This window comes from Natranaeroarchaeum aerophilus (genome assembly GCF_023638055.1).
GTDB classification, from domain to species: domain Archaea; phylum Halobacteriota; class Halobacteria; order Halobacteriales; family Natronoarchaeaceae; genus Natranaeroarchaeum; species Natranaeroarchaeum aerophilum.
In genome coordinates this window covers 422,024-447,143 of the sequence record NZ_JAKRVY010000002.1, presented here as the reverse complement: position 1 = coordinate 447,143, position 25,120 = coordinate 422,024, and the positions used below count along the sequence as shown (strand labels likewise).

Here is a 25,120-nt window from a genome sequence, read left to right as displayed (position 1 = left end):
GCCCCGCACAGCACCAGACCTGCCCTTCCCCGTTGGCGCGTCACAGGGGACGCGCCAGGCCACCCGATAGTTGCGGTGCTGTGTGCTGTCCCGGTGCTGAAGGCGTGGCTGGTACGGTGCTGAAGGCGTGGCTGGTACGGTGCTGAAGGCGTGTGCTGGTGCGGTGCTGCCGGCGTGTGCTGGCACGGCGCCTGGCCGTGCCGGCACCGCGCGAGGGGGCGTCGACCGGCGGGAGACGCCCGGTTGGGGAGGACGAGGTGGTGTGGGTGGACTGAAAGGGGCCGTCACGGTCGGCGGCGCTGCGGGCTGGTAGCACTGGAGGCGAGCGAAGCGAGCCGAAGCGCGCACGGGCGCAGCGCCGTCGAGCGGGCGGGGGCTTTCGTGGAAGTCACTGTTGCCTGAGTCGGTCGACCGGATCCAGGGCGTAGCCTTCTGCTCGACCTCTTTGTAATATTGTAAATAATGTTACAATGTTACACCGCATACCGAGCCCTGCTGAACCGCTGGTTCGCGAGCAGCCACCGAAGCAGCCCCCGAGGGAGTGGGTATTTCACTCGCGCCGCGTTACACCCGACTATGGAGATTCGCGGCCAGCGAGAATGCAAAGAGTGTGGGACGGGCTGGTCCTACTACGAGACCGGGACCGTCTCGTGTCCGGAGTGTGGGAGCGTCAAGAGCGTCGGTATCGACGAGGAACGGAAACGACACACGGCCTCGCCCGCGACGCTTTCTCTCACCAGCGTTCGAAACATGATCGACGACGAGTCCCGCGAGGACATCGCCACGGCAGCGGTCGAGGAGTGTCGAGACTACATCCGCAGCCACGGCTTTATCGATGCGGGAGAGCTCCAGCCCCTCGGCGACGTCTACCTCGCCGCCCACGAACTCCGCGGGGTCGGTGACGTCTTCGGGCGGTCGCTCGATCCCACAGAGGACGAAGAACTCTACTACCTCTCTCTCCTCCGGGGGGCCGACCACGGCGAACGCCCCGACCCCGAGAGCGTCCCGGCGTCGATCCGCGAGGCGCGCGGGCTGGCCTACGCCGACGCCGTCGACGAGTATCGGGCGGATCTGAAGACCTATCTCGACGACCAAACTCGAACGGACCACGAGGCCCTCGCCACGCTCCAGTCGCTCACGGAGCACGTAAAGCGAATTCGCGCGCTGCAGGGAGACGTCGATCCGGAGACGGCAGAACGGCTTGTAAAAGCGGCCCGCGCACTCTGTGAATATCTGCGGTGGGACGACGAGGACGCGCTGGTTCGGTGTCAGGAGCGACTAGACGGGCTCTCGGGCTGATCCGAGCCATCGAGGGCAAGAGCCATTGGTGCGGACGAACACGCCACAGTGGTGGACATCCTGGTCCGAGTGGTGTGGACAGTCCTCGTCGGCTGGTGGTTCGTTATCCTCTGGTTCACGACAGCAGTGGTGCGAAGCCTCCGATAACACCTATACCAGTCGATGCTGAATGACGAATATGCTCGATAATGAAAGACAGCGTCTACTCCGAGTCTTCCGGATCGGGTTCGTCGCCCTCCTCGGCGGTGGCGTCGTGGCAAACCTGTTCCGAGAGGGGCTAACCGTCGACGCCGCAGTTACTGGTCTCGGAATCGGGATTGCAGCAGTCGTTTCGAGTGCAATGATTGTCGCCGTGGTACTCCTAATACTCGTCATCGCGGACAGATGGTCGACGAGAACGGCGTAAGTCAGCAGTAGCGGAGTATTAGGGTAACTCGACGTCGACGCCCTCCGAGAGACCTGCCGCCTTGGTCGTGTTGTACAGCAACATCGCGATCGTCATCGGGCCGACGCCGCCCGGAACCGGAGTAATCGCGCTCGCTTTCCCCTTCGCGCTCTCGAACTCGACGTCGCCGACGAGCTCGTAGCCTTTCTCGGTATCCGCATCCACGCGGTTGACACCAACGTCGATGACGACCGTTCCCTCCGAAAGCATCTCGCCGTCGACGAGTTCGGGGACGCCACAGGCGGCGACGACGATGTCGGCCTCGCGGGTCTTCGCCGCCAGATCGTCGGTCCGGGAGTGACAGACCGTCACCGTGGCGTTGCCGCCATCGGTCTTCTGGATCAGCAGGTTGGCGAGTGGCTTTCCGACGATGTTCGAGCGCCCGACGATCACGACGTCTTTCCCTTCCGGATCGACGTCCGCGGATTCGAGCAGCTTCTGGACGCCGTGGGGCGTGCAGGGCTTGAATCGCGGGTAGCCAGCGACGAGTTTGCCGACGTTCTCGGGATGGAAGCCGTCGACGTCCTTGGCGGGGTCGATCCGGTTGATCACTTCGCGCTCGTCGACGTGGTCGGCCACCGGCATCTGGACGAGGATGCCGTGGACCTCGGGATCGTCGTTCAGTTCGTCAATAGTGTCGTACAGCTCCTGGGCCGGCGCGTCGGCCTCGATTTCGACGTGGATGCCGTTGATGCCGACCTCCTCACAGGCGCGCTGTTTCATCGAGACGTAGGTGTCGCTCGCGCCGTCGTCGCTCATGAGCACGGTCGCCAGCCCCGGCGTGACGTCCGCGTCGGCGAGCGCGTCGATGCTCTCGGATAGCTCGGCCCGTATCTCGTCGGCCACCGCGTTTCCGTCGATGATCTCCGTCATTATCTGTACGACCGCCCGCGGCGGCCTTCAATCCCCCGGATTCGTGCGTATCTCGTGGCTGTCCGAACCAACTATATACAAGATTGTGAGCATATTCGAAGGGCGGTCAGATCAGTCCCAGGAGATCGAGCAACTTGTCTAGGGCCCAGCCGAGTCGGCTATCCCGCTGTTCCTGTGAGTCTCGCTCTTCGCCCTCCTGCTCCGGCTCGGGGTCGGTCATCGTTCGACTAGTCAGTTCCCGTACAGAAAACTGAATCTATGGGTGTCAGATGTCAGAGTGTATCGGCGGCGCGAGTGATCCGGGTATAGCCCGATAGAGCCGGGGCTACGAACCGTGACGTCAAAAAATGGAGTCGGTTTGGCGACGGATTTAACCGAACAGCTCGCCGAGGCCCTCGCCGTCGGCGTCGTCGTCCTCGTCGTCGTCATCGTCGGTCGTGTCCGGAAGGTCTTCTTCGCCTTCCTCGGCCTCGTCGGCCTCATCGTCGGCTGCCTCGTCGGCGGCTCCCGCCGCGGCACCGCCTGCCGCTGCGCCCCCGGCGGGGACGGCTGCGGCATCGGCGACTGCCTCGTCGATGTCGACGTCTTCGAGCGCGGCGACAAGCGCCTTGACTCGGGATTCCTCCACATCGACGCCAGCGGCCTCGAGGACGCCGGTAAGGTTGTCTTCGTTGATCTCTTCGCCCGTCTCGTTCAGGATGAGTGCTGCGTAAACGTATTCCATTGTTGGTTACCCAAACATATCGCCGAGACCGGCCGCAGCATCGTCGTCGCCGTCGTCGTCATCGTCGTCGGCGGCATCTTCGTCTGCGTCCTCGGTCTCGTCCGCGGTTTCTTCGTCGTCCGATTCCTCAGTCTCCTCCTCGGCTGGGGCAGGCGCTTCGACGTCCTGCAGTTCCTCGGGGAGCGCTTCCGTGTCGTCGATCTGCGCGGCGAGCGCACGGACCTGCCCGTCGGCCTTGCTCACGAGATCGCCAGCGAGGTCGGGGCTCTCGATCGACGCCTGAATACCCAGACTCTTTGCCTCGCCAGTCGCCTTCGCGATGAGCGTCGGCGCAGTGGTCGAGGTGGGGTACTCGGCGTTGAGTGCGAGGTTCCGTGCACGAGCGGCAGCCGTCTCGACGTCCGCGCGGTACTGCTCGACGTCGATGTCGAGGTCTTCCGGCGCGAACATGACGCCCTCGGAGAACACCGAGCGCAGGTCGAGTCCGACTTCCTTGGGTTCGATACCCAGCTCGTTGAGGACGTTCGAAAGGTCCGCGGAGACTTCCTCTCCGGCTTCGAGCACTGTGGAGTCCTCGGTGACCTTGATCGAACCGTCCTGGATTCGTGCCGACGCGCCGACCGTCTGCAGGTCGCCGACGAACGGCCCCGGATCGACACCGGTGTCACCCTCGGGGATGACGATATCGTTCGGCGCGATCTCGCCAGCACCGATCGGTGCGGGCGTCTTCGACTCTTCGAGTTGCTGGTACAGCCCGAACGGGTTGTCGTTGGTCCCGATCAGGCCGACCTGCCCCTCGATGTGGTCGGTCAGCTCCTCGATGCCGTCGCCGACCTCGTCGAGCGCTCGCGCGAGCAGCGTGTTCCGGCTGACGCGCAGTTCGGCGCTCCCGTGCAGGTCACGACGCATGTCCTGAAGCTGTCGCGAGGGGATCCCCGCGATGTTGACGACGCCGACGCTGTCGTAGCTCTCGATGACCTCGACGAGCGCGTCGACTTCTACCTGTTTCCACTCGGGTAGGTTCTCGGTTTTTCGTTCTGCTTCGGCGCTCATATCAGGCCACCTCGACGGACGGACCCATCGTCGTCTTCACGTAGACGGAGTCCAGGTTGAGCGGGCCTTTCTCGAGATCCGCGTGGAGACGGCGGAGGATCACGTCGATGTTGTCGGCGATCTCCTCTGCGCCCATGTCCTCGGCACCGACGCGCGTGTGGAACGTGCGTCGGTCACCGCTACGGATCTGCACCGTGTTTTTCATCCGGTTGACGACTTCGACGACGTCGTCGTCTGGCGACAGCGGCTCGGGCATCTTACCGCGAGGCCCGAGAATCGTACCGAGATAGCGACCGACGTCCTGCATCCTGGATTCCTCCGCGATGAAGAAGTCGGTCTCCTCGGCGAGATCCTTCGCCGCGTCGTCGTCGTCTCCCAGATCGGCGAGGTCGTCACCATCCAGTACGTCGTCGGCGACGTCCTCTGCTCGAAGGCCCGTTTCGCCCTCGGCGATTACAACGATCCGCGTCTCCTGGCCAGTTCCGCTGGGCAGGACCACGGACTCGTCGACACGATTCGACGGTTCGTTAAGGTCAAGATCGCGCAGATTGACTGCGAGGTCGACCGTTTCACGGAAATTCCGCTCCGGGGCGTCCTCGAGTGCGCGCGACACTGCTTGCTCTAGTTCCTGATCTGCCATCGTTCACCTCCGTAGTACGCAGGGTATGCTCCTACGGGTCAGTGAAACAGGCATAGCCTGTCTCACTCGTACCGAGTCCCATGCGACACTTAAACTCGTCGTTACGGAAGCGACTGAGACGGGACAGGACGTCTCTATACGGACTACTCCGGTAACTCTTCTTCACCTTCTCTTGTCTCCCACTCGATTTCCAGTTCGATACTTCGTTCGACGTCCTCGCCGATCGTCTCTCCCTCGTCATCGACTTCGATCTCGAACTCGACGGTTTCGGGCGGATCGACGGTGAACGATCGCTCCTCGATGGTGATCCGAATCGGCTCGTCCCCGCGCAGACGTTCGGCGAACGCTTCCAGCTGATTGGCGACCTCGTCCCGGCTCGTGTCCCGCTCGAACTCGATTTCTCTGGACATCGTGGGCTACGCTGCAACGACCAGAAGCATATGCACGGGGGCCTGTAGCCCGGCGTGTTCCGACCGGTACTACGAGACTCCCCCGGACAGCACTGCTCACGCCGAGTTCGTCCAGTTCAGCGATCACGTCGACTTCCTCGATGGCGGCCAGTCTCACGGCTTGGCGCATTGTACGAGTCAGACAGCAGATTCAAATGATTTGGTATAAGATTAACTACAGATGCGCCGTCGTGAATATCTGATGGGTCTCGGCACAGCTGCCACAGTCCCTACCGCAGGCTGTACAGACGCCTTTGGGGTATGGGAAGATGCGCCGGAACCGGCTGCCGAACGAGCCGATGCACGGATCGAGGGAGCATGGCCAACCCACGGGTTCGATGCCGAAAACACGCGACGGGCGGACGCACCGGGTCCGGTCGACGAACTGACGGGCCTCTGGGAAGCGGAGAATCAGATCTTCGGTGATCCGATCATCGGGAACAGTATCGTTTACACGACCCAGGGTCAGGATATGCATGTACGGACACGGGAAGCAGCCACCGGTGAGTGGGTCGATACACCGCTCGACGGAGCGAGTGGGAGCGTCGAGGCGATCGCAAAAGACGTCGCGGTGCTCCTCGACGTCGACGATGCGGCCCGCGAACCCATTCTTCGCTGTGTCGGGCTTGATGACGGCACGGAGCGCTGGCGAACAGCTGTCGAGGGCGACAGGCCGGAGCGCATCGCAGTCGTCGGTTCCCGCGTGTGTGTCCTCGACGTCGATATATCGGGCGGGGGCTACGGGCTAGTGCTCTCCAGTTACGATATCGACGACGGGACGATGCACTGGTCCAAACGGGTTCGGGACGGCGACGGCGAGCGGCTCATTCCACACTTCCAGCTCGCCTGTGATGACGACGCCGCCTTTGTCTCGATCGGTGACCGTCTGGTAGCCGATTCGATCACGGAGGGCGAACGGCTGTGGACGGACCCCTTCGACGCCCTGGAGGCACCACTCGCGTGTGGCCCGGTCGTGGGCGACGATCGAATCATCGTCGGTACGGACGACGGCGTCCTGACAGCGTTCGACAGCGATGGAGTACTCGACTGGCAGTTCGAGTCCCCGAGCGTGGCCTCGGATCTCGCAGTCGGTGAGGATGTCGTGTACGCTGGGACGAGCCGCATCGAGCTGATCGACAGCAGTTCCGGGGAACGTATCGATTCCGTTCACAATGTCCCGAATGACCAGATCGCGCTCGGCGACGGGACCCTCTATGCGACGGCAGATGGCGAACTGAGCGCGATCGACACCGGGACGGGTGAAGAACGAGCGACACTGTCCGTGGAGACCACAACTGTGGAAAGCGATCAGGGGACTCCGTTCGAAACCGCGCAACTGAGTGAGATCGCAGTCGTCGACGATATGCTCTTTGTCTCCCGACCGGACAGTTCTGACGACCCGTCTACTGTGTTCGCGATCGGTCCCGACGAGCGTCACTGAGTCTCGGGAGTGCCGGATCAGGCGATGTGCTTCGGTCGTTGGGAACTAGTTGCTGTGTCAATATCTTTCTACAATGTGTACACATTCTAAAAATTGTAACCGTGCCGTATCGATAACGGCGACTGTCATCTGATTGGTCTACCGGAAATTGTAGCTTTCAGTCGTCCAGAAACCGACCGGAAACGTCCTCGTCGGGGATCATGCACTGCTCTTTTTTGCCGAACCAGCGATACCGGTTGTCGGCGACGAAATCGTAGATACGATCCCTGACCCGTTTCGGCAGGATCCGCCCGACGGAGAGCAGCGACCACGGTAGTCCGAGGTGACGGCCCACCCGGATCGCCGCCGAGGACTTGCGGTAGTACTCGCCGTTCTCGATCAGGACGACCGAGTCGAGGTCGCCGTGTGGTGCGCCGACGGCATCCAGCAGGGCATCGGCGCTCTCCCACTGCAGGGAGGCAAACGAAAAGACCCCCTCATCGTCGCGCTCGATGACAAACTGGACCGACGCATTACAGAGGTTACAGACGCCGTCGAACAGAAGCGTCGGTCCCGCCAGATGCTCGGGGTCGACCGCGCGGTCGGAATCGTCGCGCGCTGCTGGTTCTGCCATACCCGTACCTATCGGGCGGGGAACCTAAAAGCGGTCGATGAGAACGGGTGACGATTACGCTGTGAACTGATCGTCGTACTCGCCGGCGTCGATGCGCTCTTTGAACTCTCGCGGGTTCTCGCCCTCGATGGTGACGCCCAGCGAGGTGCAGGTGCCGACAACTTCCTTGGCGGCGTTTTTCAGATCGTACGAGAGCAGGTCGGAATGTTTCTGATCGGCGATCTGTTTGACCTGATCGACCGAGAGATCCGCGACGAAGGTCTCCTGGGGCTCACCGCTGCCGGTGTCGAAGCCGGCTTCGTCCTTGATCAGTTCGGCGGTCGGCGGGACACCCACCTCGATCGTAAAGGAGCCGTCCTCCTCGTACTCGACGGTGACGGGGACCTCGGTGCCGTCGAACGCTTCGGTCTCGTCGTTGATCTGCTGTACGACAGCCTGCACGTCCACGGGTGTCGGGCCAAGCTCCGGGCCGAGCGGCGGGCCGGGGTTGGCCTGGCCACCGGGGACGAGTACTTCGATAGTTCCAGCCATATAGGGTAGAACCGCCGCGTGATTTTTAAGGATTATCTTTCTGCCGCGGGAGAGACACTGTGTGACATGCACACACGATTGGTGGGTTGGACGAGGGGGCAAGTCCCTTTCAGGCGTCCGACGGCCCGACCGACGCGTTGCGCCAGCTCGCAAATGCGTCGAGTATTCCAGTTTCGTCGAAGCGTTCGATACACGGGACATCGTAGGGGTGGATGGCCTCGACGCGGTCGACAAGGTTGGGATACGCAGCCTCGGTTGTCTTCGCCAGCAGTATCTCCTCTTCGTCCTCGTGGATCGCACCGTCCCAGCGATACGTCGATTCGCAGTCGATCCGGTTCACGCAGGCGGCCAGTCGCTCCTCGACCAGTGTTCGGGCGATCTCGTCGGCCGCGTCGGGCGGGGCGGTGATGTAGACTGTCGGCATGGCTGGACGGTGTTTGCGATCGCACAAAAAGACTGCTGGCCCTACGCGTCGGTCGTCTCGATGGGCGTGAACGCACCCGTGATGTCCCACTCGTGGAGGCAGTGTGGATCCCCAACCTGCCGCTCGCCGTCCTCGGTGACGATCTTCCATGTCCCTTTCTCGTCGCTCCAGACTTCCTGGCGACCGCAGAGCTCACATGTGCGGGACCGTGGCTTTCGGATCCGTGTGTCCATACGAAGAGTAACGGCCCCCTGGGTAATAATTTGTTTGCCAGTATCTCCGCCAATATCGTGGTAGCATGTTACACAGTACCTCACTCAGCTATCGGTTTGTAACTTGCTTTCAGATAAAACTGGAGATCTATCGACGAGTGAATTGGTCATCCACGGGCAGGTCCCGAACCATTCATTACCGAGAGGTTTGTATATACACCTACTACTGGCGCTCTCTCACTCGATCTACCATCCATGAGCGATTCCTTCCACCCACCCGCGGCCGACCGGCGAGCATCGTACGACTACCGGAGCGACGAGGTTCGCCGGAGCGGACTGGTCGACGACCTCGAACGGCGTATCGACGGCGACGTCCGGTTCGACGAGTACTCGAAGTCGCTGTACGCTACCGACGCGAGCGCCTACGAGGTGACGCCGATCGGCGTCGTCTACCCGGACTCAACCGACGATGTCTCCACGGTAATGGCCTACTGCGCGCGACGGGAGATCCCGGTTCTGCCTCGCGGCGGCGGGACGAGCCTCGCCGGGCAGGCCGTCAACGAGGCGGTCGTGCTGGACTTCACACGCCACATGGACGGCCTGCTGACGATCGATGCCGAAACGGAGACCGCCCGCGTTCAGTCCGGGGCGATCGTCGACGAACTCAATCGCTCGCTCGAACCGCACGACCTGAAGTTCGCGCCCGATCCGGCTGCGGGAAACCGGAGCACGATCGGCGGCGCGATCGGTAACAACTCGACCGGTGCACATTCGCTGAAATACGGACTGACCGACGCCTACGTCGAGGAGGTCGAGGCCGTCCTCGCAGACGGTACCGTCACCACCTTCGGCGAGGTGTCGCTGTCGACGCTCCGCGAGCGCGCGGATCCGGACGGGGACCCGAAAGCTCGGATCTACGCGGGCGTCGTCGAGATCATCGATACCCACAGCGGATCGATCCGGGAGGTGTACCCACAGCTGAAGCGGAACGTCTCGGGCTACAACCTCGACCGACTCCTCGATGAGGCCGAGGATGGGTCGGTCAACCTCGCGCGATTGCTCGCCGGAAGCGAGGGGACCCTCGCGATCATCACCGAGGCGACGGTCTCGCTGGAACCGGTTCCCGAAACGAAGGCGGTCGCGCTGCTGTGTTACGAGGAGTTACGCCACGCCATGGAGGACGTCGCGCCGATCCTCGACCACGATCCCGCTGCCGTGGAGGTGCTCGACGACGTCTTGCTCGATCTGGCGCGGGAGACCGCGGAGTTCGCCGACCTCGTCGGGATGCTCCCTGCTGGAACCGACACGGCCCTGCTCGTGGAGTTCTACGCCGACAGCGAGGCCGAGGGAGTCCAGCGCGTCGCGGATCTGTCCGCCGACCGGGTTCCCGGCGTGACGCCCGAGGGCAATCCAGCCCCGACTGCGGCGGCCCGCACCGACGCGCCGACCACGGCCTTCGACGCCCTGGAGGCCCACGAGCCCGAGCGCCGCGCGACCTTCTGGCAACTCCGCAAGTCCGGCCTGCCGATCCTGCTCTCCCGGACGTCGGACGCGAAACACATCTCCTTTATCGAGGATACGGCCGTCCCCCCGGAGAACCTCCCAGAGTACGTGGCAGACGTACAGGAGGTGCTGGCCGAGCACGACACGTTCGCCAGTTTCTACGGCCACGCGGGGCCGGGCTGTCTACATATCCGCCCGCTGATCGATACGAAGACGGCAGGGGGAATCGAGCAAATGGAGGCAGTCGCCGACGCCGTCACCGACCTCGTCGTCGAGCACGACGGCTCGATTTCGGGAGAACACGGCGACGGCAGGGCCCGAACGGGATGGAACCGCAAGCTCTACGGCGACGAGGTATGGGACATCTTCCGGGAGCTGAAGGCGGCGTTCGACCCGGACTGGCTGCTCAATCCGGGGCAGGTCTGTGGCTCCCGCCCGGGACACGACCGGACCGCACCCGACATGACCGAGAACCTCCGATTCGACTCCGACTACAGCTTCGAGGCCGGATTCGATCCCGTCCTGTCCTGGGAGAACGAGAACGGCTTTCAGGGGATGGCAGAGCTCTGTCACGGTTGTGGGGACTGTCGTGGGAGTCAGGAGACGACCGGCGGCGTGATGTGTCCGACCTACCGCGCCGCAGACGAGGAGATCACGAGCACACGCGGCCGGGCGAACGCGCTCCGACGCGCAATGAGCGGCGAACTGCCCGAGGACGAAGCGTTCTCCGACGAGTTCGTGACCGAGGTTCTCGACCTGTGTATCGGCTGCAAGGGCTGTGCACGGGACTGTCCCAGCGAGGTCGACATGGCGAAGCTCAAAGCCGAGATGACCCACGAGTACCACCAGCGCGAGGGGGCAAGCCTGCGCGATCGCCTGTTCGCCAACGTCGAACTCGTCGCCACGGTCGGGAGCGCAATCGCCCCACTGCCGAACTGGTTCGGAAAGCTCCCCGGTTCGGGCATCCTGACCGAGAAGCTCGTCGGCATCGCTCGCGAGCGCAACCTGCCGACCTTCGAGCGCCGCTCGCTCGTCGACCAGGCGGCCGACAGGGATGTCGAAGTGGGCGAGGAAGAAGCCGATCGGAAGGTCCTGTTGTTCCCCGATACGTACACCAACTATAGCGATCCCGAGATCGGGCTGGCGGCGATCCGCGTCCTCGAAGCTGCCGGGGCCCACGTCAGGGTCCCCGAGGACGTAACCGGAAGCGGTCGCCCGCCGTTCTCGAAGGGCTTTCTCGGACTGGCGCGCCAGCGCGCCGAGAAGAACGTCGCCGAACTCGCGCCCGACGTCGAGGACGGCTGGGACGTCGTCTTCATCGAGCCCTCCGACGCCGTAATGGTCCAGTCGGACTATCTCGACTTGCTGGACGGTGAGGACGTCGAGCGAGTAGCCGGGAACAGCTACGGGATCATGGAGTACCTGAATGGTTTCGCGCTCGATGTCCCGACCGGCGGTGACGCCGCAGTGACCTACCACGGCCACTGCCACCAGAAAGCGACGAAACGTGACCACCACGTCGCGACTGTCCTCGAACGGGCGGGCTACGACGTGGACGAACTCGACAGCGGCTGCTGTGGGATGGCCGGAAGCTTCGGCTACGAGGCCGAACACTTCTCGATGAGCCGGGCGATCGGCTCGATCCTCTTCGATCAGGTCGAGCGCAGCGACGGCGAGCTCATCACCACGCCGGGGACGTCCTGTCGGAGCCAGCTGGGAGAGTGGGATCGGACGACCGAGAAGCCACCACATCCCATCGAGTTGCTTGAGCGCCTGTTATAGGACGAAACTCGTCACGCCGACGCTTTCCAGGACCATCCAGCAGACGAAGAGTCCGTACAGACAGAGCAACAGCCACGCTTCGGGATCGGTAATCTCGAAGTCGGTCCGCGCGGCCCCGAAGAGGGCGATCGTGGCGACGATCAGAAAGCCCATCATCGGCGCGGCGACCGCGAAGTCGATCTCCGCAGCACCGATTATCAACACACCGACCGGGATCGCGACCAGCAGATCGAAGATGTTGCTCCCGAAGACGTTCGCGAGGCTGATCGTCGAGTCGCCGTGCTGTGCAGCGCGAACGCTGATGATCGCATCCGGCAAGCTCGTTCCGGCGGCGATGATCGTCAGCCCCCAGAGGAACGATGGCGTGCCGAAGAACTCCCCCAGGCCCACCGCGGCGCGGACGAGCAACTCGACGCCGACCAGAATCACCAGCAAACCCAGTGCAAGCAGTCCCCACTGCTTGCCGACCGAGAGCGACGACGGTGGGACTGGCGCGTCGAAGTCGCTCGTCTCCTGTTGCTGAATGAATAGATAGAGGCCGTACAGTGCGATCGCGGCGAGTGCGAGCGGACGCGTGATCTCACCAACCAGTCCACCGTCCCCGTTGACCGGATAGTAGATCACGGCAAATGAAAAGACCAGCAAGAGCGCGGCGACGGAGATGATGTAGAACTGCGCCTCGCGGTAGACCAGCGCGCGACTGGACTCCAGAGTCCCCCGGCGGGCCAGCACCGAGAGTGCGGGGATCACGAGGATGTTGAATACCGCCGAGCCGACGATCGCACCGACGCCGAGGACGAACTCCTCGTAGAGTACGGTTGCGATCACGACGCTCGCCAGTTCCGGAAAACTGGAACCTACCGCGGCGATGATCGAGCCCTGAACGATTGCCGGCAGGCCGTAGTACAGCGCCAGCCGGTCCGCCGCGCCTTCGAGATAGAGGCTGCCCTTCCAGACGAGTGCCGTAGCGATCGCAGAGAGGCCGAGAAGCCACAGTAGCGTCAGCATACACGCACGAACGACGAGGGGATAAAAGAAAGCCCCGGAGGCGGATTAGAGCGCCAGCCAGATCTGGACCAGTCCTGCAACGACGAGAACGCCCCCACCGATCCGGACGAGACGGTGGGTCGGCAGCGCCACTCGACCGACACCGATCCCGTGGCCTACCGCGGTCAGGACGGTCGTCGCCAGCATCAGCGCGCCGAACGTTCCTGCATAGACCGCAAGGACGCCGACCGTCTGGGCAGTCGGCAGCGCGACCGACTGGAAGACGATCGAGAGGAACAGGGGTGCGACACAGCCCGCAGCCGCGAGCGCGTACAGCGCCCCGAAGCCCCCGAAGCCGAGGACGGTCGTCCGTCGCTCCGGAAGCGAGACGTGGGGACGCGGGCCGAGGTCGGCAGCCAGCGCGACGCCAAGGGCCACCAGCGCGACGCCGACGAGTAGCTCCACCGTTGGAAGATACGCCTCGATCGACTGCTGAACTGCCACCGCGATCAGGGCCAGCACGGCGAACACGAGCACGACGCCGCCGGTCGCCGCGCCGCCCCGGAGCAACGCCCCCGATAGCGGCGGTTCCTCGTCGCCCGTCGCGGCGACGTAGTAGCCCACGTAGCCGGGGAGCAGGGCGTACGCACACGGCGAGAAAAACGTCGCGACGCCAGCACCCGCGGCCAGCCCTGCCGCGGCGAGAAAGCCGAGCGAACTCATGGGTTACCCAGCGCTCCGTGGATGCCGGAGTGTAGTTCCTCGACCGTCTTCTCGCCGGTCGAGCGCCACGCAACCTCGTTGTCTGCGCCCAGCACGAGCGTCGTCGGAACGGTTCCGACGTCGAACTCGGCAGTCAGTGCCAGATCGGTATCGACGCCGACCGGCCAGCGACCGTCGTGACGTTCCCACCAGTCGACGATATCGTCCCTGGTTACCGTTCCACCGATAGCCTCGTTCGAGACCGAGAGAAACCGGACATCGTCGCCGTACCCGTCGTAAACCTGCCCCAATGCGGGCATCGAATCTTCACAGATGCGACACCACGTTGCAAAGACGGACACGAGCGTGACGCGCCCATGTTCGGGAACGGCCATCGACCCGGCCGTGCTCCCCGGCCCGTCGAGCGTCTCTATTTCGATCGGCTCGACCGTCGCCGTATCGGACGGTTCTCTCAGATCGATCCGGTCGGTCGCGACGGCCGCACCCGTTCCGAGCACCCCCACGCTCGCCGCCGCGGCGACGAACTCCCTCCGGTTCATTCGAAGTGATTCCGAACTGCTGTCAGGTCGTCGAGCACGACATCAGGCTGGGGCGCACCGCCAGCGTAGGCGCGCTCGACGTAGCCGTCGACGTTGACCAGCAGCGTCAGGGACTGGTGGTTGAACTCCATCTCGTGGGTGTCCCCCTCGTCGGGTGTGTACGCGTCAGTCTGCTGGAACGGGACGCCAAAGGTCTCGCCGATGACTTCCTCGGCGCGCTCGTCGCTCTCGGGGCGCAGAAATTGCCAGTTCTCTGCGGTCGGGTCGGCTCCCCTCGCCTCGGTGAACTCACGGAGCACGTCCTCGGTGTCGTAGACTGGATCGAACGTGACCGGCACGAGTGCGACATCATCGCTGTAGTCGTCCTCGGCAGCGTGGGTCTGGACCTGTGCCAGGTTCGCCGTCAGCGCCGGACAGACCTCGTGACAGCGCGTGAATAGAAACGTCAGCAGCGTGTGACGCTCGCCGACGAACTCGCGGGTGTTCACGTCCCGGTCGTGAATCGGTGAGGGGAGCGTAGCGTCGGGCAGCTCCTGCCCGTACGCCGGATAGGCGAGATCTGCCGGATCAGCCTGCTGGTCGTCGGGTGCATCGAGCGCTGTTGGTCCGTCCTCACCGAGACAGCCCGCGGCCGCGACGATGCCGAGACCGGCAGCCGCACGAAGATAGGTACGACGGTGCATTTGCTGGGTGTAGTTACGGACCGAGTAAAGCCTCGTTGGTGCAATCGTCGAACGGCTAGTCCAGCACGACCAGCACGTCGCCCATATCGACGCTGTCCTCTTCGTCGACGGCGATCTGTGTGACCTCGCCGCCACGTTCCGCGACCACATCGTTTTCCATCTTCATCGCTTCGAGGACGCAGATCACGTCGCCTGCGGCGACCTCGTCGCCGACCTCGACGTTGATCTCCAGAATCGTCCCCTGCATCTCCGCAGTGACGGTCTCACCGTCACCCGTGATCTCCGTGTCGTCGGTTCCGCCGGGGCCGACCGTGTCCGGCCGGTCGTCGCCGCCCGAGGACGGCTGTGACGCGATCGGGGTCGCCCCGCGCTCTTCGAGATCGACGTCGAACCGTTTGCCATTGACTTCGACGGTGAACTGCCGTTCGACGACGGATTCTTCGTTCCCATCGTCGTCGGTCGTGTCGGTTCCCCACTGGGCCTGAGCCTCCTCGATTCGGGACGGATCCAGTTCGTTGTCGATGTATTTGGTCGTATGTTGCCCGTCGACGAACGCCTTGTCGCTCAACATCAGCCGGTGGAACGGAATGACGGTGGTCAGCCCGTCGATATCGAACTCCCGGAGCGCACGCAGGCTCCGGCTGATACACTCGTCCCGGTCGCTGCCGTAGACGATCAGCTTCGCGACCATCGAGTCGTAGTCGCCGCCGATCTCGTCGCCCTGACGCAGGGCGTCGTCGACACGGACACCGATCCCGCCCGGCGGGTCGTAGGTTCGAAGCGTCCCCGTCTGCGGGGCGAACTCCTCGGCGGCGTTCTCGGCGTTAATCCGGAACTCGATGGCATGACCGTCGATCTCGACGTCGTCCTGTTCGAAGGCCAGTTTCTCGCCCGCGGCGACGCGGAGCTGCCACTTGACGATATCGATGCCCGTGATCTCCTCTGTGACGCAGTGTTCGACCTGAATGCGCGTGTTCACTTCGAGGAAGTAGAAGTTCGTCTCCGCGCCCAGCAGTTCGCCAGCCTTCCGGTCGACGTCCTCTTCGACCAGGAACTCGACGGTCCCGGCGTTCGTGTAATCGGCGGCCTGCACGCCCCGGCGGGCAGCTTCGCCGATCTGCTCGCGAAGCTCATCCGTGAGTGCCGGGCTCGGCCCTTCCTCGATCACCTTCTGGTGGCGGCGCTGAAGTGAGCAGTCCCGCTCCCCGAGGTGTCTGACGTTACCCTCGCCGTCGGCGATGATCTGGACCTCGACGTGACGGGGATTTTCCAGGAAGCGTTCGAGATACACCGAATCGTTGTCGAAATAGGCCTCTCCCTCGCGTTTCGCGCTCGTCAGCTGGTCTTCGATTTCGTCTGGCCCCTCGACGATCTTCATCCCGCGACCGCCCCCTCCGCCCTCGGCCTTGATCGCGATCGGATAGCCGTGTTCCTCACCGAACGCCTCGACTTCCTCCGGTTCGGTCACCGGATCAGTCGTACCCGGAACGATCGGGACGTCGGCCGAATCCATGACCTTGCGCGCTTTCGTCTTCTCACCCAGTTGCTCCATCGCGTCGGCGGAGGGGCCGATCCACGTGATCTCGGTCTCCTCGACCTTACCGGCGAACTCGGCGTTCTCCGCAAGGAAGCCGTAGCCGGGATGGATCGCGTCGGCGTTTGCCTTGCGCGCCGCCTCGATGACGGCCTCGTGATCGAGATACGAGTCGGCCGCCCGCGCGGGGCCGATGTTGTACGCCTCGTCGGCGTAGCGGACGTGGCCCGCGTTCTTGTCGGCCTCGCTGTAGACAGCGACGGTCCCGACGTTCAACTCCTCACAGGCACGCATCACCCGAACCGCGATCTCCCCGCGGTTCGCGACCAGGACCTTCCTGAACATTCTTGATCGAAGTATCAGTGACCACGTACCTTACTTTTCCGGTTCGGGGAGTCACTCGGGCGCGAACAGGTCCGTGGATAGATACCGCTCACCAGTGTCTGGGAGAATGACGACGGTGCAATCATCGGGGTTCTCCGCCGCGTATTCCCGTCCCGCGGCCAGCGCTGCACCCGAGGAAATGCCGATCATGAGTCCCTCCTCACGTCCGAGCCATCTCGCTGTCTCCTTGGCACGGTCGGTGTCTACAGCCCGAACCTCGTCGACAAGTTCCGTCCGCAGTATCTCCGGTACGAAGCCCGGGCCGATCCCCTGTATTCCGTGACTATCGTCGCTTTGCTCGGTCAGCGTTGGCGATTCGTCCGGTTCAACGGCGACGATCGTGACATCCGCGCCGCGTTCCTCGTTGAAGTACTCGGCAAGCCCAGTGATCGTGCCTCCCGTCCCGACCCCCGCGACGACCGCATCGACGCGCCCGCCCGTATCTCGCCAGATTTCCGGGCCAGTCGTCTTGCGATGAGCGGTCGGATTTGCTTCGTTTTCGAACTGTCGGGCGAGGATGGCGTTGTCGTGCTCGTCGACGATTTCCGCAGCCCGTTCGTTCGCACCCGTCATGCCGTCGTCGGCCGGTGTCAACTCCAGCTCCGCGCCCAGCGCGGCGAGCATGGCACGGCGTTCTTCGGACATCGACTCGGGCATCGTCAGCACGCAGTCGTACCCACGGGCAGCCGAAATCGCGGCGAGCCCGATCCCGGTGTTGCCACTGGTCGCCTCGACGACGGTTCCGCCCGGTTCGAGCGCGCCGGATCGCTCCGCGGCGTCGATGATCTCGCGGCCGATCCGATCTTTCACCGAGTAGGGGTTCTGTGCCTCGATCTTCGCGTAGAGGTTCTCATCGATGCAAAGCAGTGGCGTCTCACCGATCAGATCGGCGACCGAGTCGCTGACGTTCATCTCGGATTCGGTCGTAGCCATCGATGGGATAAACACGGGGGGTGGACATAAGCTCCGCTCCGATTCCAGCCGCTTGAGAACCCAAAAACGCTAGAATCGGTCGCTCCGCCCGGCAGCGGTCCACGGATCGGTCGGCGCGTCGAGCGGCACACGTCGTGTTGAGTCGCCACAGCCGTCGAGTTTTCCGGCAAAGGCCCACTGCTTGCCCTGCCACGTCTCCTCCTCGCTTTCTCCACGGGCCGCGGCCAGTTCCCTGTCGCGGAGATGTGCGCCGATCGCCGCGGCAATCGCGGCCGCCTCGGCGTCGCTCGCGTCGTCGGGAAGCGACAGCGAGACGTCCTGTGGCAGGACGTCACCGAGGGGCTGGTTGACGTCTTCAGGATCTGTCTCTGGCATCGTTCAGAGCGGGATGTTCCCGTGTTTTTTGTCCGGCTGGTCCTCGCGCTTCGAGCGGAGCATCTCCAGATCCTGCACGAGGCGCGGGCGCGTCTCCGTCGGCTCGATGACGTCGTCGAGATAGCCCCGGTCGGCGGCGGTGTAGGGGTTGGCGAACTCCTCGCGGTACTCGTCGATCAGCTCCTGGCGGAGCGCCTCGGTGTCCTCGGCCGCTTCGAGTTCGTCGCTGTAGAGCAGGTTCACCGCGCCCTGTGGACCCATCACCGCGATTTCGGCCGTCGGCCAGGCGTAGTTGACGTCCGCGCCGAGGTGTTTCGACGCCATGACGCAGTAGGCTCCGCCGTAGGCCTTGCGCGTGATAACCGTGAGGAGTGGTACTGTTGCCTCGGAGTACGCGTAGAGCAGTTTCGCGCCGTGGCGGATGATCCCGCGGTGTTCCTGATCGGTGCCCGGCATGTAGCCCGGCACGTCGACAAAGGAGACGATGGGGATGTTGAAGGCATCACAGAAGCGCACGAACCGGGCCGCCTTCATGCTCGAATCGACGGTGAGCGTCCCGGCGTTGACCCGGGGCTGGTTCGCGACGACACCGACCGAGTGTCCGTCGAGTCGCGAGAAGCCGACGACGATGTTCTTCGCGAAGTTCTCGTTGACCTCGAAAAAGGAGCCCTCGTCCATCACCGAGCCGATCACGTCGACCATGTCGTATGGTTTCTGCGGGCTCGGTGGGACGATCTGTTCCAGCTCCTCGTCCTGTCGGTCCGGGTCGTCCCACGGCTCGACGCGTGGGGGGTCCTCGACGTTGTTCTGTGGGAGATAGGAGAGCAGATGCTGGATCCGGTCGAGCGCCGTCTCGTCGTCCGGGACGGAAAACTGTGCGACGCCGGTCGTCGAACTGTGTGTCGACGCGCCGCCGAGTTCCTCGTGAGAGACCTCCTCGCCGGTGACCGTTTTGGTGACGCCCGGTCCCGTGATGTACATGTGGCTCGTGTCCTCGACCATGAAGATGAAGTCGGTGATCGAGGGAGAGTAGACCGCACCACCCGCACAGGGGCCCATGATTCCGGAGATCTGTGGCACGACACCGCTTGCCTTCTGGTTCCGATGAAAAATCTCGGTAAAGCCCGCGAGGCTGTTGACGCCCTCCTGAATCCGGGCACCCGCCGAGTCGTTCAGGCCGACGATCGGACAGCCGACCTCCATTGCCGTATCCATCACCTTGCAGATCTTCTCGGCGAACACTTCACCGAGCGAGCCGCCGAAGACGGTGAAGTCGTGGGCGAAGACGAACACTTTCCGCCCATCGACCTCGCCATAGCCCGTCACGACGCCATCGGTCAGGATCTTCTTTTCTTCCATCCCGAAGTTGTGGCTGCCGTGGGTCCGGAGCTTGTCGAACTCGTGGAAGGTGCCGTCGTCGAGGAAGTACTCGATCCGCTCTCGGGCGGTCATCTTCCCCTTGTCGTGCTGGCGTTCGATCCGGGACTCGCCGCCGCCGAGTTCGGCCTCTTCGCGGAGTTCCCGGAGTTCCGCGATCCGATCTTCCATCGTCATAACATCTCCCTCTCGATCGTCTTCATATCGCGAATATCGGTGACCGAATGGAAAAGATTTCCGCAACCAGGGACTGTCGGACTCAGCCGATAACGCCGAACGCGACGAGCTGGTTATACGCCTCGAAGACCAGCACGATGGCGACAACGACGAGGACGACGGTTCGGACGTACCACAGCCAGAGCTGCGGTAGCCGACCTTCGGCACCGCTTTTGAGTCCTTTCGATAGCTCCTCGTCGGAGTGGGGGAACACCCAGCCGACGAAGATCACAAGCAGGAAGACGCCAAGTGGAAGCATGAAGCCGCCGGTGATCCCGTCGATGAGCCCGAGCGTATCGAGGTCCATCGCAGACGGAACGCCGAGCAGGAAAATCAGTCCCGCCATCCCGTAGGTCGCTTTCTGCCGGTCCACTCCGTACGAATCGATCAGATAGGAGACCAGCACTTCGAGGATGCTGATCGCGCTCGACAGTGCGCCGATGGCAACCACGCCGAAAAAGAGGAAGCCGACAATGTGGCTTCCCGGAATTTCGGCGATTGCACCGCCGACGCCGATGAACAGCTCCCCGGGACCGCCGTCTCCCGGCGTCGCACCGATGGCGAACAGCACCGGGAAGATGATCAGACCGGCCATAACTGCAATCAGCGTGTCGAGGCCAGCGATCCAGCCGCTGTCCTCCGCGAGGTTTCGGTCCTCGCCCAGATAGGAGGCGTACGTGATCATCACGCCCATCCCGAGCGACAGAGTGAAAAACGCCTGTCCGGCAGCCGCGGGCAGGATCGACATCCAGTTCTCCGCGAGGACGTCAAGATCGGGCGAAAGGAACCACGAGTAGCCAGCCATTGCACCATCGAGCGTCGCGGCATAGCCGATCAGTACGACCATGATGACGGCAAGTGCCGGAATCATCGCCTTGACTGCGAGTTCGATGCCGCGTTTGACTCCGGCCGCGACGATGACGGCGGTCAGGGCGATAAAGAGCCCGTGTAGCGCGATCGTCATCGTTCCCTCGGAAACCGTTGCGAAGTACGCTTCCGGGTTCTCGAAGTACGCCCCGGTGACGCTGCCCCCCGTATATCGCAGCACCCAGCCAGCTGCGACGGAATAGAACGACATGATCATCAGTCCGGTGAGGACGAACAGTCCACCGATGTACCGCCAGTTACCGTACCCCAGCTCGGAAAACGCTTTCACGGGGCTCTGCTTGGATCGTCGACCGATAACGAACTCGACGAGAATCACGGGAATCCCGATGAGCACCACGAAAAGCAGGTAGATCAGCAAAAAGGCACCGCCACCTTCCTGTCCAATCTGGAACGGGAACCGCCAGATGTTCCCGAGCCCGACTGCGCTCCCTACTGCAGCGAGGATGAACCCCAGACGGGTTGCCCACTGTTCTCGACTTGCGGATGACTCTGCCATACGTACCACCTCCACGATGGTATTTAATAAAACTAATCTTCTCTATAAATGGTTTCAGCAAATGTACAGATCTCCCGTCCCCAATCGATCCGAAAACACGATCGTCAGATCTGGACCGAATCACGCCTCTCCGTAGACCGGCACCGCCGCGCCGCTCGTCGGACGCGCGGCGTCGCTACAGAGAAACGCGATGACGCCCGCGATGTCGGCCGGGGCGACCCATTTGTCCTGATCCGATCCCGACATCATCTCGCGGTTCATCGGCGTGTCGATCACGCTCGGCATGACAGCGTTCGCCCGCACGACGCCCTCGTTTTCGGCGGCGATCGTCTCGGTCAGACGGCGGATGCTCGCTTTCGACGCCCGGTAGGGGCCGTCGCCTTCACCGCCTTCGAGCGATGATCGCGAGCTGATGCTCACGACGGATCCCTCGGCCTCCTGCAGGTGCGGCAGGGCGTGTTTCGAGGCCAGAAACGCGGTTTTGAGGTTGACGTCGAACAGCATCTCGAACTCGTCGACCGGCGTCTCCTCGATGGGCTGGCCGCCGCGCCAGGTTCCGGCGACGTTCACGAGGTGATCGATTCCGCCGTGAGCATCGACGATCTCGTCGATCCCCCGTTCGACGTCGTCTTCGTCGGTGAGATCGATCTGGTAGTACGCGGTGCGCTCGTCGAGGTCCAGCAGCGCGTCCTCGTCGTCCGGTTCCACCACGTCGACTGCGGCGACGGCAGCGCCCGCATCGCTGAACCGCTCGGCGACCGCGCTGCCGAGCGCGCCACAGGCACCGGTTACGACGACGACGCGATCGCTGAAATCGAAGCTAACGGACATACAGACGCTAACGTCCCACACGGAAATGAATCCACGGGACGGATTCATTATCTCGGCAGCCGAGAGAGCAGGTATGCGAGTCATCGCCCACCGTGGGTTCGCCGCCGACGCGCCCGAGAACACGGTGTCGGCCATCGAGCGGGCGAGCCGAGTCGCCGATAGCATCGAGTTCGACGTCCGCCGGTGTGGGTCGGGCGAACTCGTCGTCGTCCACGACGAGCAGATCGACCGCGTTACTGATGGAACGGGCCGCGTCGGCGATCTGTCGCTTTCCGAGCTGCAGTCTTTCAAAGTCCTGGGGAGCGGTGAGTCGATCCCGACGCTCGAGGATGTACTTGCGGCGATTCCGGCTGATGTCGACCTCAACGTCGAGCTCAAAGAGACCGATATTGCAGGCGATGTCCTCGACGTGCTCGGTCGGGTCGAAAACGACTGTATCGTCTCCTCCTTTTCCGCGGACGCACTCCGGGAGGTCCGCTCGCTGGACCGATCGGTCGCTACGGCGTTCATCTCGGGGCGACTACGCGACGAGCCGATCCGGCGTGCGGTCGAACTCGGCTGTGAGTATGTGCATCCACGATTCAGTCTGCTCCTGTACTCGCCGCTGCTCTCGCGTGCCCGAACGGTCGATCTCGACGTCAACGTCTGGACGGTCAACGAGCCGCTGCTCGCCCGTGCCATGGCGTGGCGCGGCGTCGACGGTATCGCGACAGACGCCGTGGACGTCGCCCGGCCGTACCTGTAACGCTCCTCGATATCGTACCCCCTGTTCTCGGATGATATGGATCATCTAGCGTTCGTCAGTCTGGAGTAAGCCGGACCTGTGGGCCAGTATCCGATCCATAGCAAAGGGTAGCCCTGTCGAGAGGTGAGACGAGCCGTCCACGCGACGGCGGATCCCGTCTATGCCCACTGCGATTCCGTCGAATCAGCTTACGATTGCGTCTCGGCCCGTCACACGATCCTCGCACAGCGGGTGCTGGCGACGGACGAATCAGCCGGGACGGAGGTGGTCCAGTGGCCGTCGATAGCGCGATCCACAGAAACGATGCAGAGTGGACCAGTCTCGACGCCGACGAGGTGGAGTACACGCTGTGGATGCTTGCGATTGCGTTCTACGGCGTCGGCGATCTCGTATCGACCGTCGTCGGCCTGTGGCTCGGCGCGACGGAAGGGAACCCGCTTCCTGCTGCGCTCGTCGACGCCGCCCCCGGACTGGTCGGTGCGGCGGTCGTCCTCACCGTCTGGAAAGCCCTGGTACTGGCCGGTTTTATCCTGATCGCCCGCCGACTCCGACCGGTACACCGGCTCGTCGTCCCGGTGACCCTCGCCGTCCTCGGCGTCGTCGTCGTCGCGTGGAACACGACCGTGCTGGTCGTGGGATTCGCGTGAGCAACAGGTCCGGCCCAGCAGTCGGTGGCCGTACCGGGAGCCTCTGTCTCCTCGCCATCGGCCTCGGGGTCGTGGCGTACGTCGATGGTGCGTCCATAGTGACGCCGATCGTAGTCGCGCCGATCGGCTCGGACGCGCTGGAGCGGCTGATCGTCGCTGACGGTAGGACGGAATCCTGAACTATTCCCCGACGACCGTCACCGAGACTGTTCTCGACCGCGGGCCGTCACACTCGACCAGCAGGACGGACTGCCAGGTGCCGGTGCCGAGATCGCCGTCCCGAATCGGGATCGTTTCGCTCGGCCCCAGCAACGCGGTCCGGAGATGCGAGTCGGCGTTCCCGTCCAGATCGTCGTGACGATGGCCCTCGTCGGGGACGAGGTCGGCAAGGAACTCTTCGATGTCGTCAAGTAGCCGCGGCTCGGCCTCGTTGATCACGACCGCAGCGGTCGTATGCTGGACAAAAACAGTACAGAGCCCCTGCTCGACGTCGTCCGGAATCGCGCGTTCGACACGGTCTGTCACGTCGATTATATCGAGCCGTGCGTCGGTCGAGACGGTGAACTGCTGACTGGTCGTCATCACACGATCACTCTGCTGCACAGCGGTTCGGTCCGAGTTCGAGCTCGATCGCCTCGGTCTCGTCGTCGACCGCTTTGCGGCCCGTATTGAGGCCGATGATCCGCTCGTAGTTCGGCGGCTTCTCGGGGCGGTGCTCGGTGACGTGCTGGACGAACGCGTCCCGCGGACGACCGAGTAGATCGACAGTCGTTCGGATCGTCCCGACCGAGTCGACGATCGGCTCACCACGGGTCAGCTCGCCGGTTTCGCCCGCATCGCTGACGGCGAAATGACCCGGCAGGACGGTCACGCCCTCGGGCAACGCAAGCAGCGTCCCGTGCAGGGAGTCGTAGAGCTGGTCGGCACCCTCCGCGGCCTCCGCGTCGCCGAACTGGAGTTCGGTGCGTCCCACCGAGTCGACAAAGAGTGTGTCACCGGTCGCGACTGCCTCGCCGTCGAGCAGGTAGCTAACCATCTCGGAGGTGTGGCCGGGCGTGGCGAGCGCCTTGACAGCAACCTCGCCGACGGTGACGACCTCGTTTCGCGCCAGCGGTTCGTACTCGTAAGCGACGCCGCGGTCTGTGGCGTCCTCGCCGAGATAGTAGGGAAGGTCTAGCTGGTCCGCAAGCTTCCGACCGCCGGAGATGTGGTCGGCGTGGACGTGGGTGTCGAAGACGGTGGCAATCTCGTAGCCCGCCGACCCGGCAGCCTCGATAAACTCCTCGACGTGTCGGGTCGCGTCGATCACGGCCGCCCGTCCCGTCTCCGTACAGCCGACAATGTAGCCGAGACAGCCCTTCGCGCGGCGCTGGACCTGCAGGAGTTCGATTCCGTCGCTCTCGGTTGGGACAGTCGTCACGTCGTACACCCGGCTCCAGGCACGCATGCCGTCCTCGATCACCGTGACGTCGTCGTAGCCCGCCGCGGCCAGTTCGTCAACGATGTCGAACGATGATTTGCCTTTCGCACAGATCGTGAGGATTCGATCGGCCGGTTCCAGTCCCGTCTCCGCCCGAAAGTCCTCGACGTCGAACTCGTGGTGGGGCTTGTACGTGTAGTTGATCGCCCCCTCGATATGCCACGACTCGAAGCTCTCTGCTGGACGGGTATCGACGAGCGCGTACGACTCTCCCCGGTCCTGTAGATCGCGAAATTCCTCCGCGGTGAGTGATGCAGCCATACCCGCTCTTTGGGTTCAGCCTGTAAAAGGCT

At 63.5% G+C, this 25,120-nt stretch carries 28 protein-coding genes; 7 read left to right on the top strand and 21 right to left on the bottom strand.

Annotation, left to right across the window (positions count from 1 at the left end; all coding sequences use genetic code 11):
* The first annotated feature begins 576 nt into the window (after window positions 1–576).
* Together AArcSt11_RS06735 and AArcSt11_RS06730 are read left to right on the top strand one after the other, a co-directional pair.
* Window positions 577–1,299, top strand: coding sequence for a DUF7117 family protein (locus AArcSt11_RS06735; protein WP_250595674.1), 723 nt, complete (start codon window positions 577–579; stop codon window positions 1,297–1,299).
* A 178-nt stretch (window positions 1,300–1,477) separates the two neighbouring features.
* On the top strand, window positions 1,478–1,705 hold the full coding sequence (locus tag AArcSt11_RS06730; RefSeq protein WP_250595672.1) for a hypothetical protein: 228 nt from the start codon (window positions 1,478–1,480) through the stop codon (window positions 1,703–1,705).
* A gap of 18 nt (window positions 1,706–1,723) precedes the next feature.
* Here the strand turns inward: AArcSt11_RS06730 and AArcSt11_RS06725 are convergent, their stop codons facing one another.
* From AArcSt11_RS06725 to AArcSt11_RS06705, 5 genes are all read right to left on the bottom strand, one after another.
* Entirely contained in the window at window positions 1,724–2,617 is an 894-nt protein-coding gene (locus tag AArcSt11_RS06725; RefSeq protein ID WP_250595670.1) for a bifunctional methylenetetrahydrofolate dehydrogenase/methenyltetrahydrofolate cyclohydrolase, read from the bottom strand.
* Between the two features lie 370 nt (window positions 2,618–2,987).
* Complete coding sequence (rpl12p, locus tag AArcSt11_RS06720) at window positions 2,988–3,341, bottom strand: 50S ribosomal protein P1 (protein ID WP_250595668.1); 354 nt, start codon at window positions 3,339–3,341, stop codon at window positions 2,988–2,990.
* Between the two features lie 6 nt (window positions 3,342–3,347).
* On the bottom strand, window positions 3,348–4,394 hold the full coding sequence (locus tag AArcSt11_RS06715; RefSeq protein ID WP_250595667.1) for a 50S ribosomal protein L10: 1,047 nt from the start codon (window positions 4,392–4,394) through the stop codon (window positions 3,348–3,350).
* 1 nt (window position 4,395) lies between these two features.
* On the bottom strand, window positions 4,396–5,034 hold the full coding sequence (locus AArcSt11_RS06710) for a 50S ribosomal protein L1 (RefSeq protein ID WP_250595666.1): 639 nt from the start codon (window positions 5,032–5,034) through the stop codon (window positions 4,396–4,398).
* 143 nt (window positions 5,035–5,177) lie between these two features.
* Window positions 5,178–5,444: an amphi-Trp domain-containing protein gene (locus AArcSt11_RS06705; RefSeq protein ID WP_250595665.1), complete on the bottom strand. Its 267-nt coding sequence runs from the start codon at window positions 5,442–5,444 to the stop codon at window positions 5,178–5,180.
* 220 nt (window positions 5,445–5,664) lie between these two features.
* On the opposite strand from AArcSt11_RS06705, the gene AArcSt11_RS06700 reads away from it, so the two are divergent.
* Entirely contained in the window at window positions 5,665–6,924 is a 1,260-nt protein-coding gene (locus AArcSt11_RS06700; RefSeq protein WP_250595664.1) for an outer membrane protein assembly factor BamB family protein, read from the top strand.
* 157 nt (window positions 6,925–7,081) lie between these two features.
* On the opposite strand, the gene AArcSt11_RS06695 is transcribed toward AArcSt11_RS06700, so the two are convergent.
* The 4 genes from AArcSt11_RS06695 to AArcSt11_RS06680 form a co-directional block, all read right to left on the bottom strand.
* The gene (locus tag AArcSt11_RS06695) at window positions 7,082–7,537 is read right to left on the bottom strand and encodes a thiol-disulfide oxidoreductase DCC family protein (protein ID WP_250595663.1); all 456 of its coding nucleotides are present in this window, start codon (window positions 7,535–7,537) and stop codon (window positions 7,082–7,084) included.
* Window positions 7,538–7,591: 54 nt separating this feature from the next.
* Window positions 7,592–8,068: a 50S ribosomal protein L11 gene (locus AArcSt11_RS06690; RefSeq protein ID WP_250595662.1), complete on the bottom strand. Its 477-nt coding sequence runs from the start codon at window positions 8,066–8,068 to the stop codon at window positions 7,592–7,594.
* A gap of 109 nt (window positions 8,069–8,177) precedes the next feature.
* Window positions 8,178–8,492, bottom strand: coding sequence for a divalent-cation tolerance protein CutA (gene cutA, locus AArcSt11_RS06685; protein ID WP_250595660.1), 315 nt, complete (start codon window positions 8,490–8,492; stop codon window positions 8,178–8,180).
* A gap of 41 nt (window positions 8,493–8,533) precedes the next feature.
* A complete protein-coding gene (locus AArcSt11_RS06680; protein ID WP_250595658.1) occupies window positions 8,534–8,725 on the bottom strand; it encodes an HEWD family protein in 192 nt (63 codons plus the stop codon).
* A gap of 234 nt (window positions 8,726–8,959) precedes the next feature.
* Here AArcSt11_RS06680 and AArcSt11_RS06675 point away from each other — a divergent pair, with 234 nt between their 5' ends.
* Complete coding sequence (locus AArcSt11_RS06675; protein WP_250595656.1) at window positions 8,960–11,989, top strand: FAD-binding and (Fe-S)-binding domain-containing protein; 3,030 nt, start codon at window positions 8,960–8,962, stop codon at window positions 11,987–11,989.
* Here AArcSt11_RS06675 and AArcSt11_RS06670 read toward each other — a convergent pair.
* The 10 genes from AArcSt11_RS06670 to AArcSt11_RS06625 all read right to left on the bottom strand — a co-directional run bounded on the left by AArcSt11_RS06670 (window position 11,984) and on the right by AArcSt11_RS06625 (window position 21,955).
* Entirely contained in the window at window positions 11,984–12,997 is a 1,014-nt protein-coding gene (locus tag AArcSt11_RS06670; protein WP_250595654.1) for a sodium:calcium antiporter, read from the bottom strand. The two genes, AArcSt11_RS06675 and AArcSt11_RS06670, sit on opposite strands and share 6 nt — an antisense overlap.
* 45 nt (window positions 12,998–13,042) lie before the next feature.
* Entirely contained in the window at window positions 13,043–13,699 is a 657-nt protein-coding gene (locus tag AArcSt11_RS06665) for a cytochrome c biogenesis CcdA family protein (RefSeq protein WP_250595652.1), read from the bottom strand.
* Entirely contained in the window at window positions 13,696–14,238 is a 543-nt protein-coding gene (locus AArcSt11_RS06660; RefSeq protein ID WP_250595650.1) for a TlpA family protein disulfide reductase, read from the bottom strand. Before AArcSt11_RS06660 ends, AArcSt11_RS06665 begins: the two co-directional genes overlap by 4 nt.
* Complete coding sequence (locus AArcSt11_RS06655) at window positions 14,235–14,921, bottom strand: SCO family protein (RefSeq protein ID WP_250595648.1); 687 nt, start codon at window positions 14,919–14,921, stop codon at window positions 14,235–14,237. Before AArcSt11_RS06655 ends, AArcSt11_RS06660 begins: the two co-directional genes overlap by 4 nt.
* A 55-nt stretch (window positions 14,922–14,976) precedes the next feature.
* Window positions 14,977–16,800 carry an acetyl-CoA carboxylase biotin carboxylase subunit gene (locus AArcSt11_RS06650; RefSeq protein WP_250595646.1) on the bottom strand — a complete coding sequence of 608 codons (1,824 nt, stop codon included), beginning with the start codon at window positions 16,798–16,800 and terminating at the stop codon, window positions 14,977–14,979.
* A gap of 51 nt (window positions 16,801–16,851) precedes the next feature.
* Complete coding sequence (gene cysK / locus AArcSt11_RS06645; protein WP_289622698.1) at window positions 16,852–17,772, bottom strand: cysteine synthase A; 921 nt, start codon at window positions 17,770–17,772, stop codon at window positions 16,852–16,854.
* Between the two features lie 69 nt (window positions 17,773–17,841).
* The gene (locus AArcSt11_RS06640; protein WP_289622697.1) at window positions 17,842–18,147 is read right to left on the bottom strand and encodes a DUF8022 family protein; all 306 of its coding nucleotides are present in this window, start codon (window positions 18,145–18,147) and stop codon (window positions 17,842–17,844) included.
* A 3-nt stretch (window positions 18,148–18,150) separates the two neighbouring features.
* Window positions 18,151–19,695 carry an acyl-CoA carboxylase subunit beta gene (locus tag AArcSt11_RS06635; protein ID WP_353617703.1) on the bottom strand — a complete coding sequence of 515 codons (1,545 nt, stop codon included), beginning with the start codon at window positions 19,693–19,695 and terminating at the stop codon, window positions 18,151–18,153.
* A gap of 88 nt (window positions 19,696–19,783) precedes the next feature.
* Window positions 19,784–21,124 (bottom strand): sodium-dependent transporter, encoded by a 1,341-nt coding sequence (locus tag AArcSt11_RS06630; protein WP_250595642.1) that lies wholly within the window; start codon window positions 21,122–21,124, stop codon window positions 19,784–19,786.
* Between the two features lie 120 nt (window positions 21,125–21,244).
* On the bottom strand, window positions 21,245–21,955 hold the full coding sequence (locus AArcSt11_RS06625) for an SDR family oxidoreductase (RefSeq protein ID WP_250595640.1): 711 nt from the start codon (window positions 21,953–21,955) through the stop codon (window positions 21,245–21,247).
* 73 nt (window positions 21,956–22,028) lie between these two features.
* Between AArcSt11_RS06625 and AArcSt11_RS06620 the strand changes: the two genes are divergently transcribed.
* From AArcSt11_RS06620 to AArcSt11_RS06610, 3 genes are all read left to right on the top strand, one after another.
* Window positions 22,029–22,700, top strand: coding sequence for a glycerophosphodiester phosphodiesterase (locus tag AArcSt11_RS06620; RefSeq protein WP_250595638.1), 672 nt, complete (start codon window positions 22,029–22,031; stop codon window positions 22,698–22,700).
* 272 nt (window positions 22,701–22,972) lie between these two features.
* Window positions 22,973–23,347, top strand: a complete 375-nt coding sequence (locus AArcSt11_RS06615) for a DUF5658 family protein (RefSeq protein WP_250595636.1) — start codon at window positions 22,973–22,975, stop codon at window positions 23,345–23,347.
* Entirely contained in the window at window positions 23,344–23,526 is a 183-nt protein-coding gene (locus AArcSt11_RS06610; protein WP_250595634.1) for a hypothetical protein, read from the top strand. The genes AArcSt11_RS06615 and AArcSt11_RS06610 overlap by 4 nt, the downstream gene beginning before the upstream one ends.
* A gap of 1 nt (window position 23,527) precedes the next feature.
* On the opposite strand, the gene AArcSt11_RS06605 is transcribed toward AArcSt11_RS06610, so the two are convergent.
* Together AArcSt11_RS06605 and AArcSt11_RS06600 are read right to left on the bottom strand one after the other, a co-directional pair.
* The gene (locus tag AArcSt11_RS06605; RefSeq protein ID WP_250595632.1) at window positions 23,528–23,929 is read right to left on the bottom strand and encodes a secondary thiamine-phosphate synthase enzyme YjbQ; all 402 of its coding nucleotides are present in this window, start codon (window positions 23,927–23,929) and stop codon (window positions 23,528–23,530) included.
* A gap of 7 nt (window positions 23,930–23,936) precedes the next feature.
* Complete coding sequence (locus AArcSt11_RS06600; RefSeq protein WP_250595630.1) at window positions 23,937–25,088, bottom strand: MBL fold metallo-hydrolase; 1,152 nt, start codon at window positions 25,086–25,088, stop codon at window positions 23,937–23,939.
* Window positions 25,089–25,120: the final 32 nt, after the last annotated feature.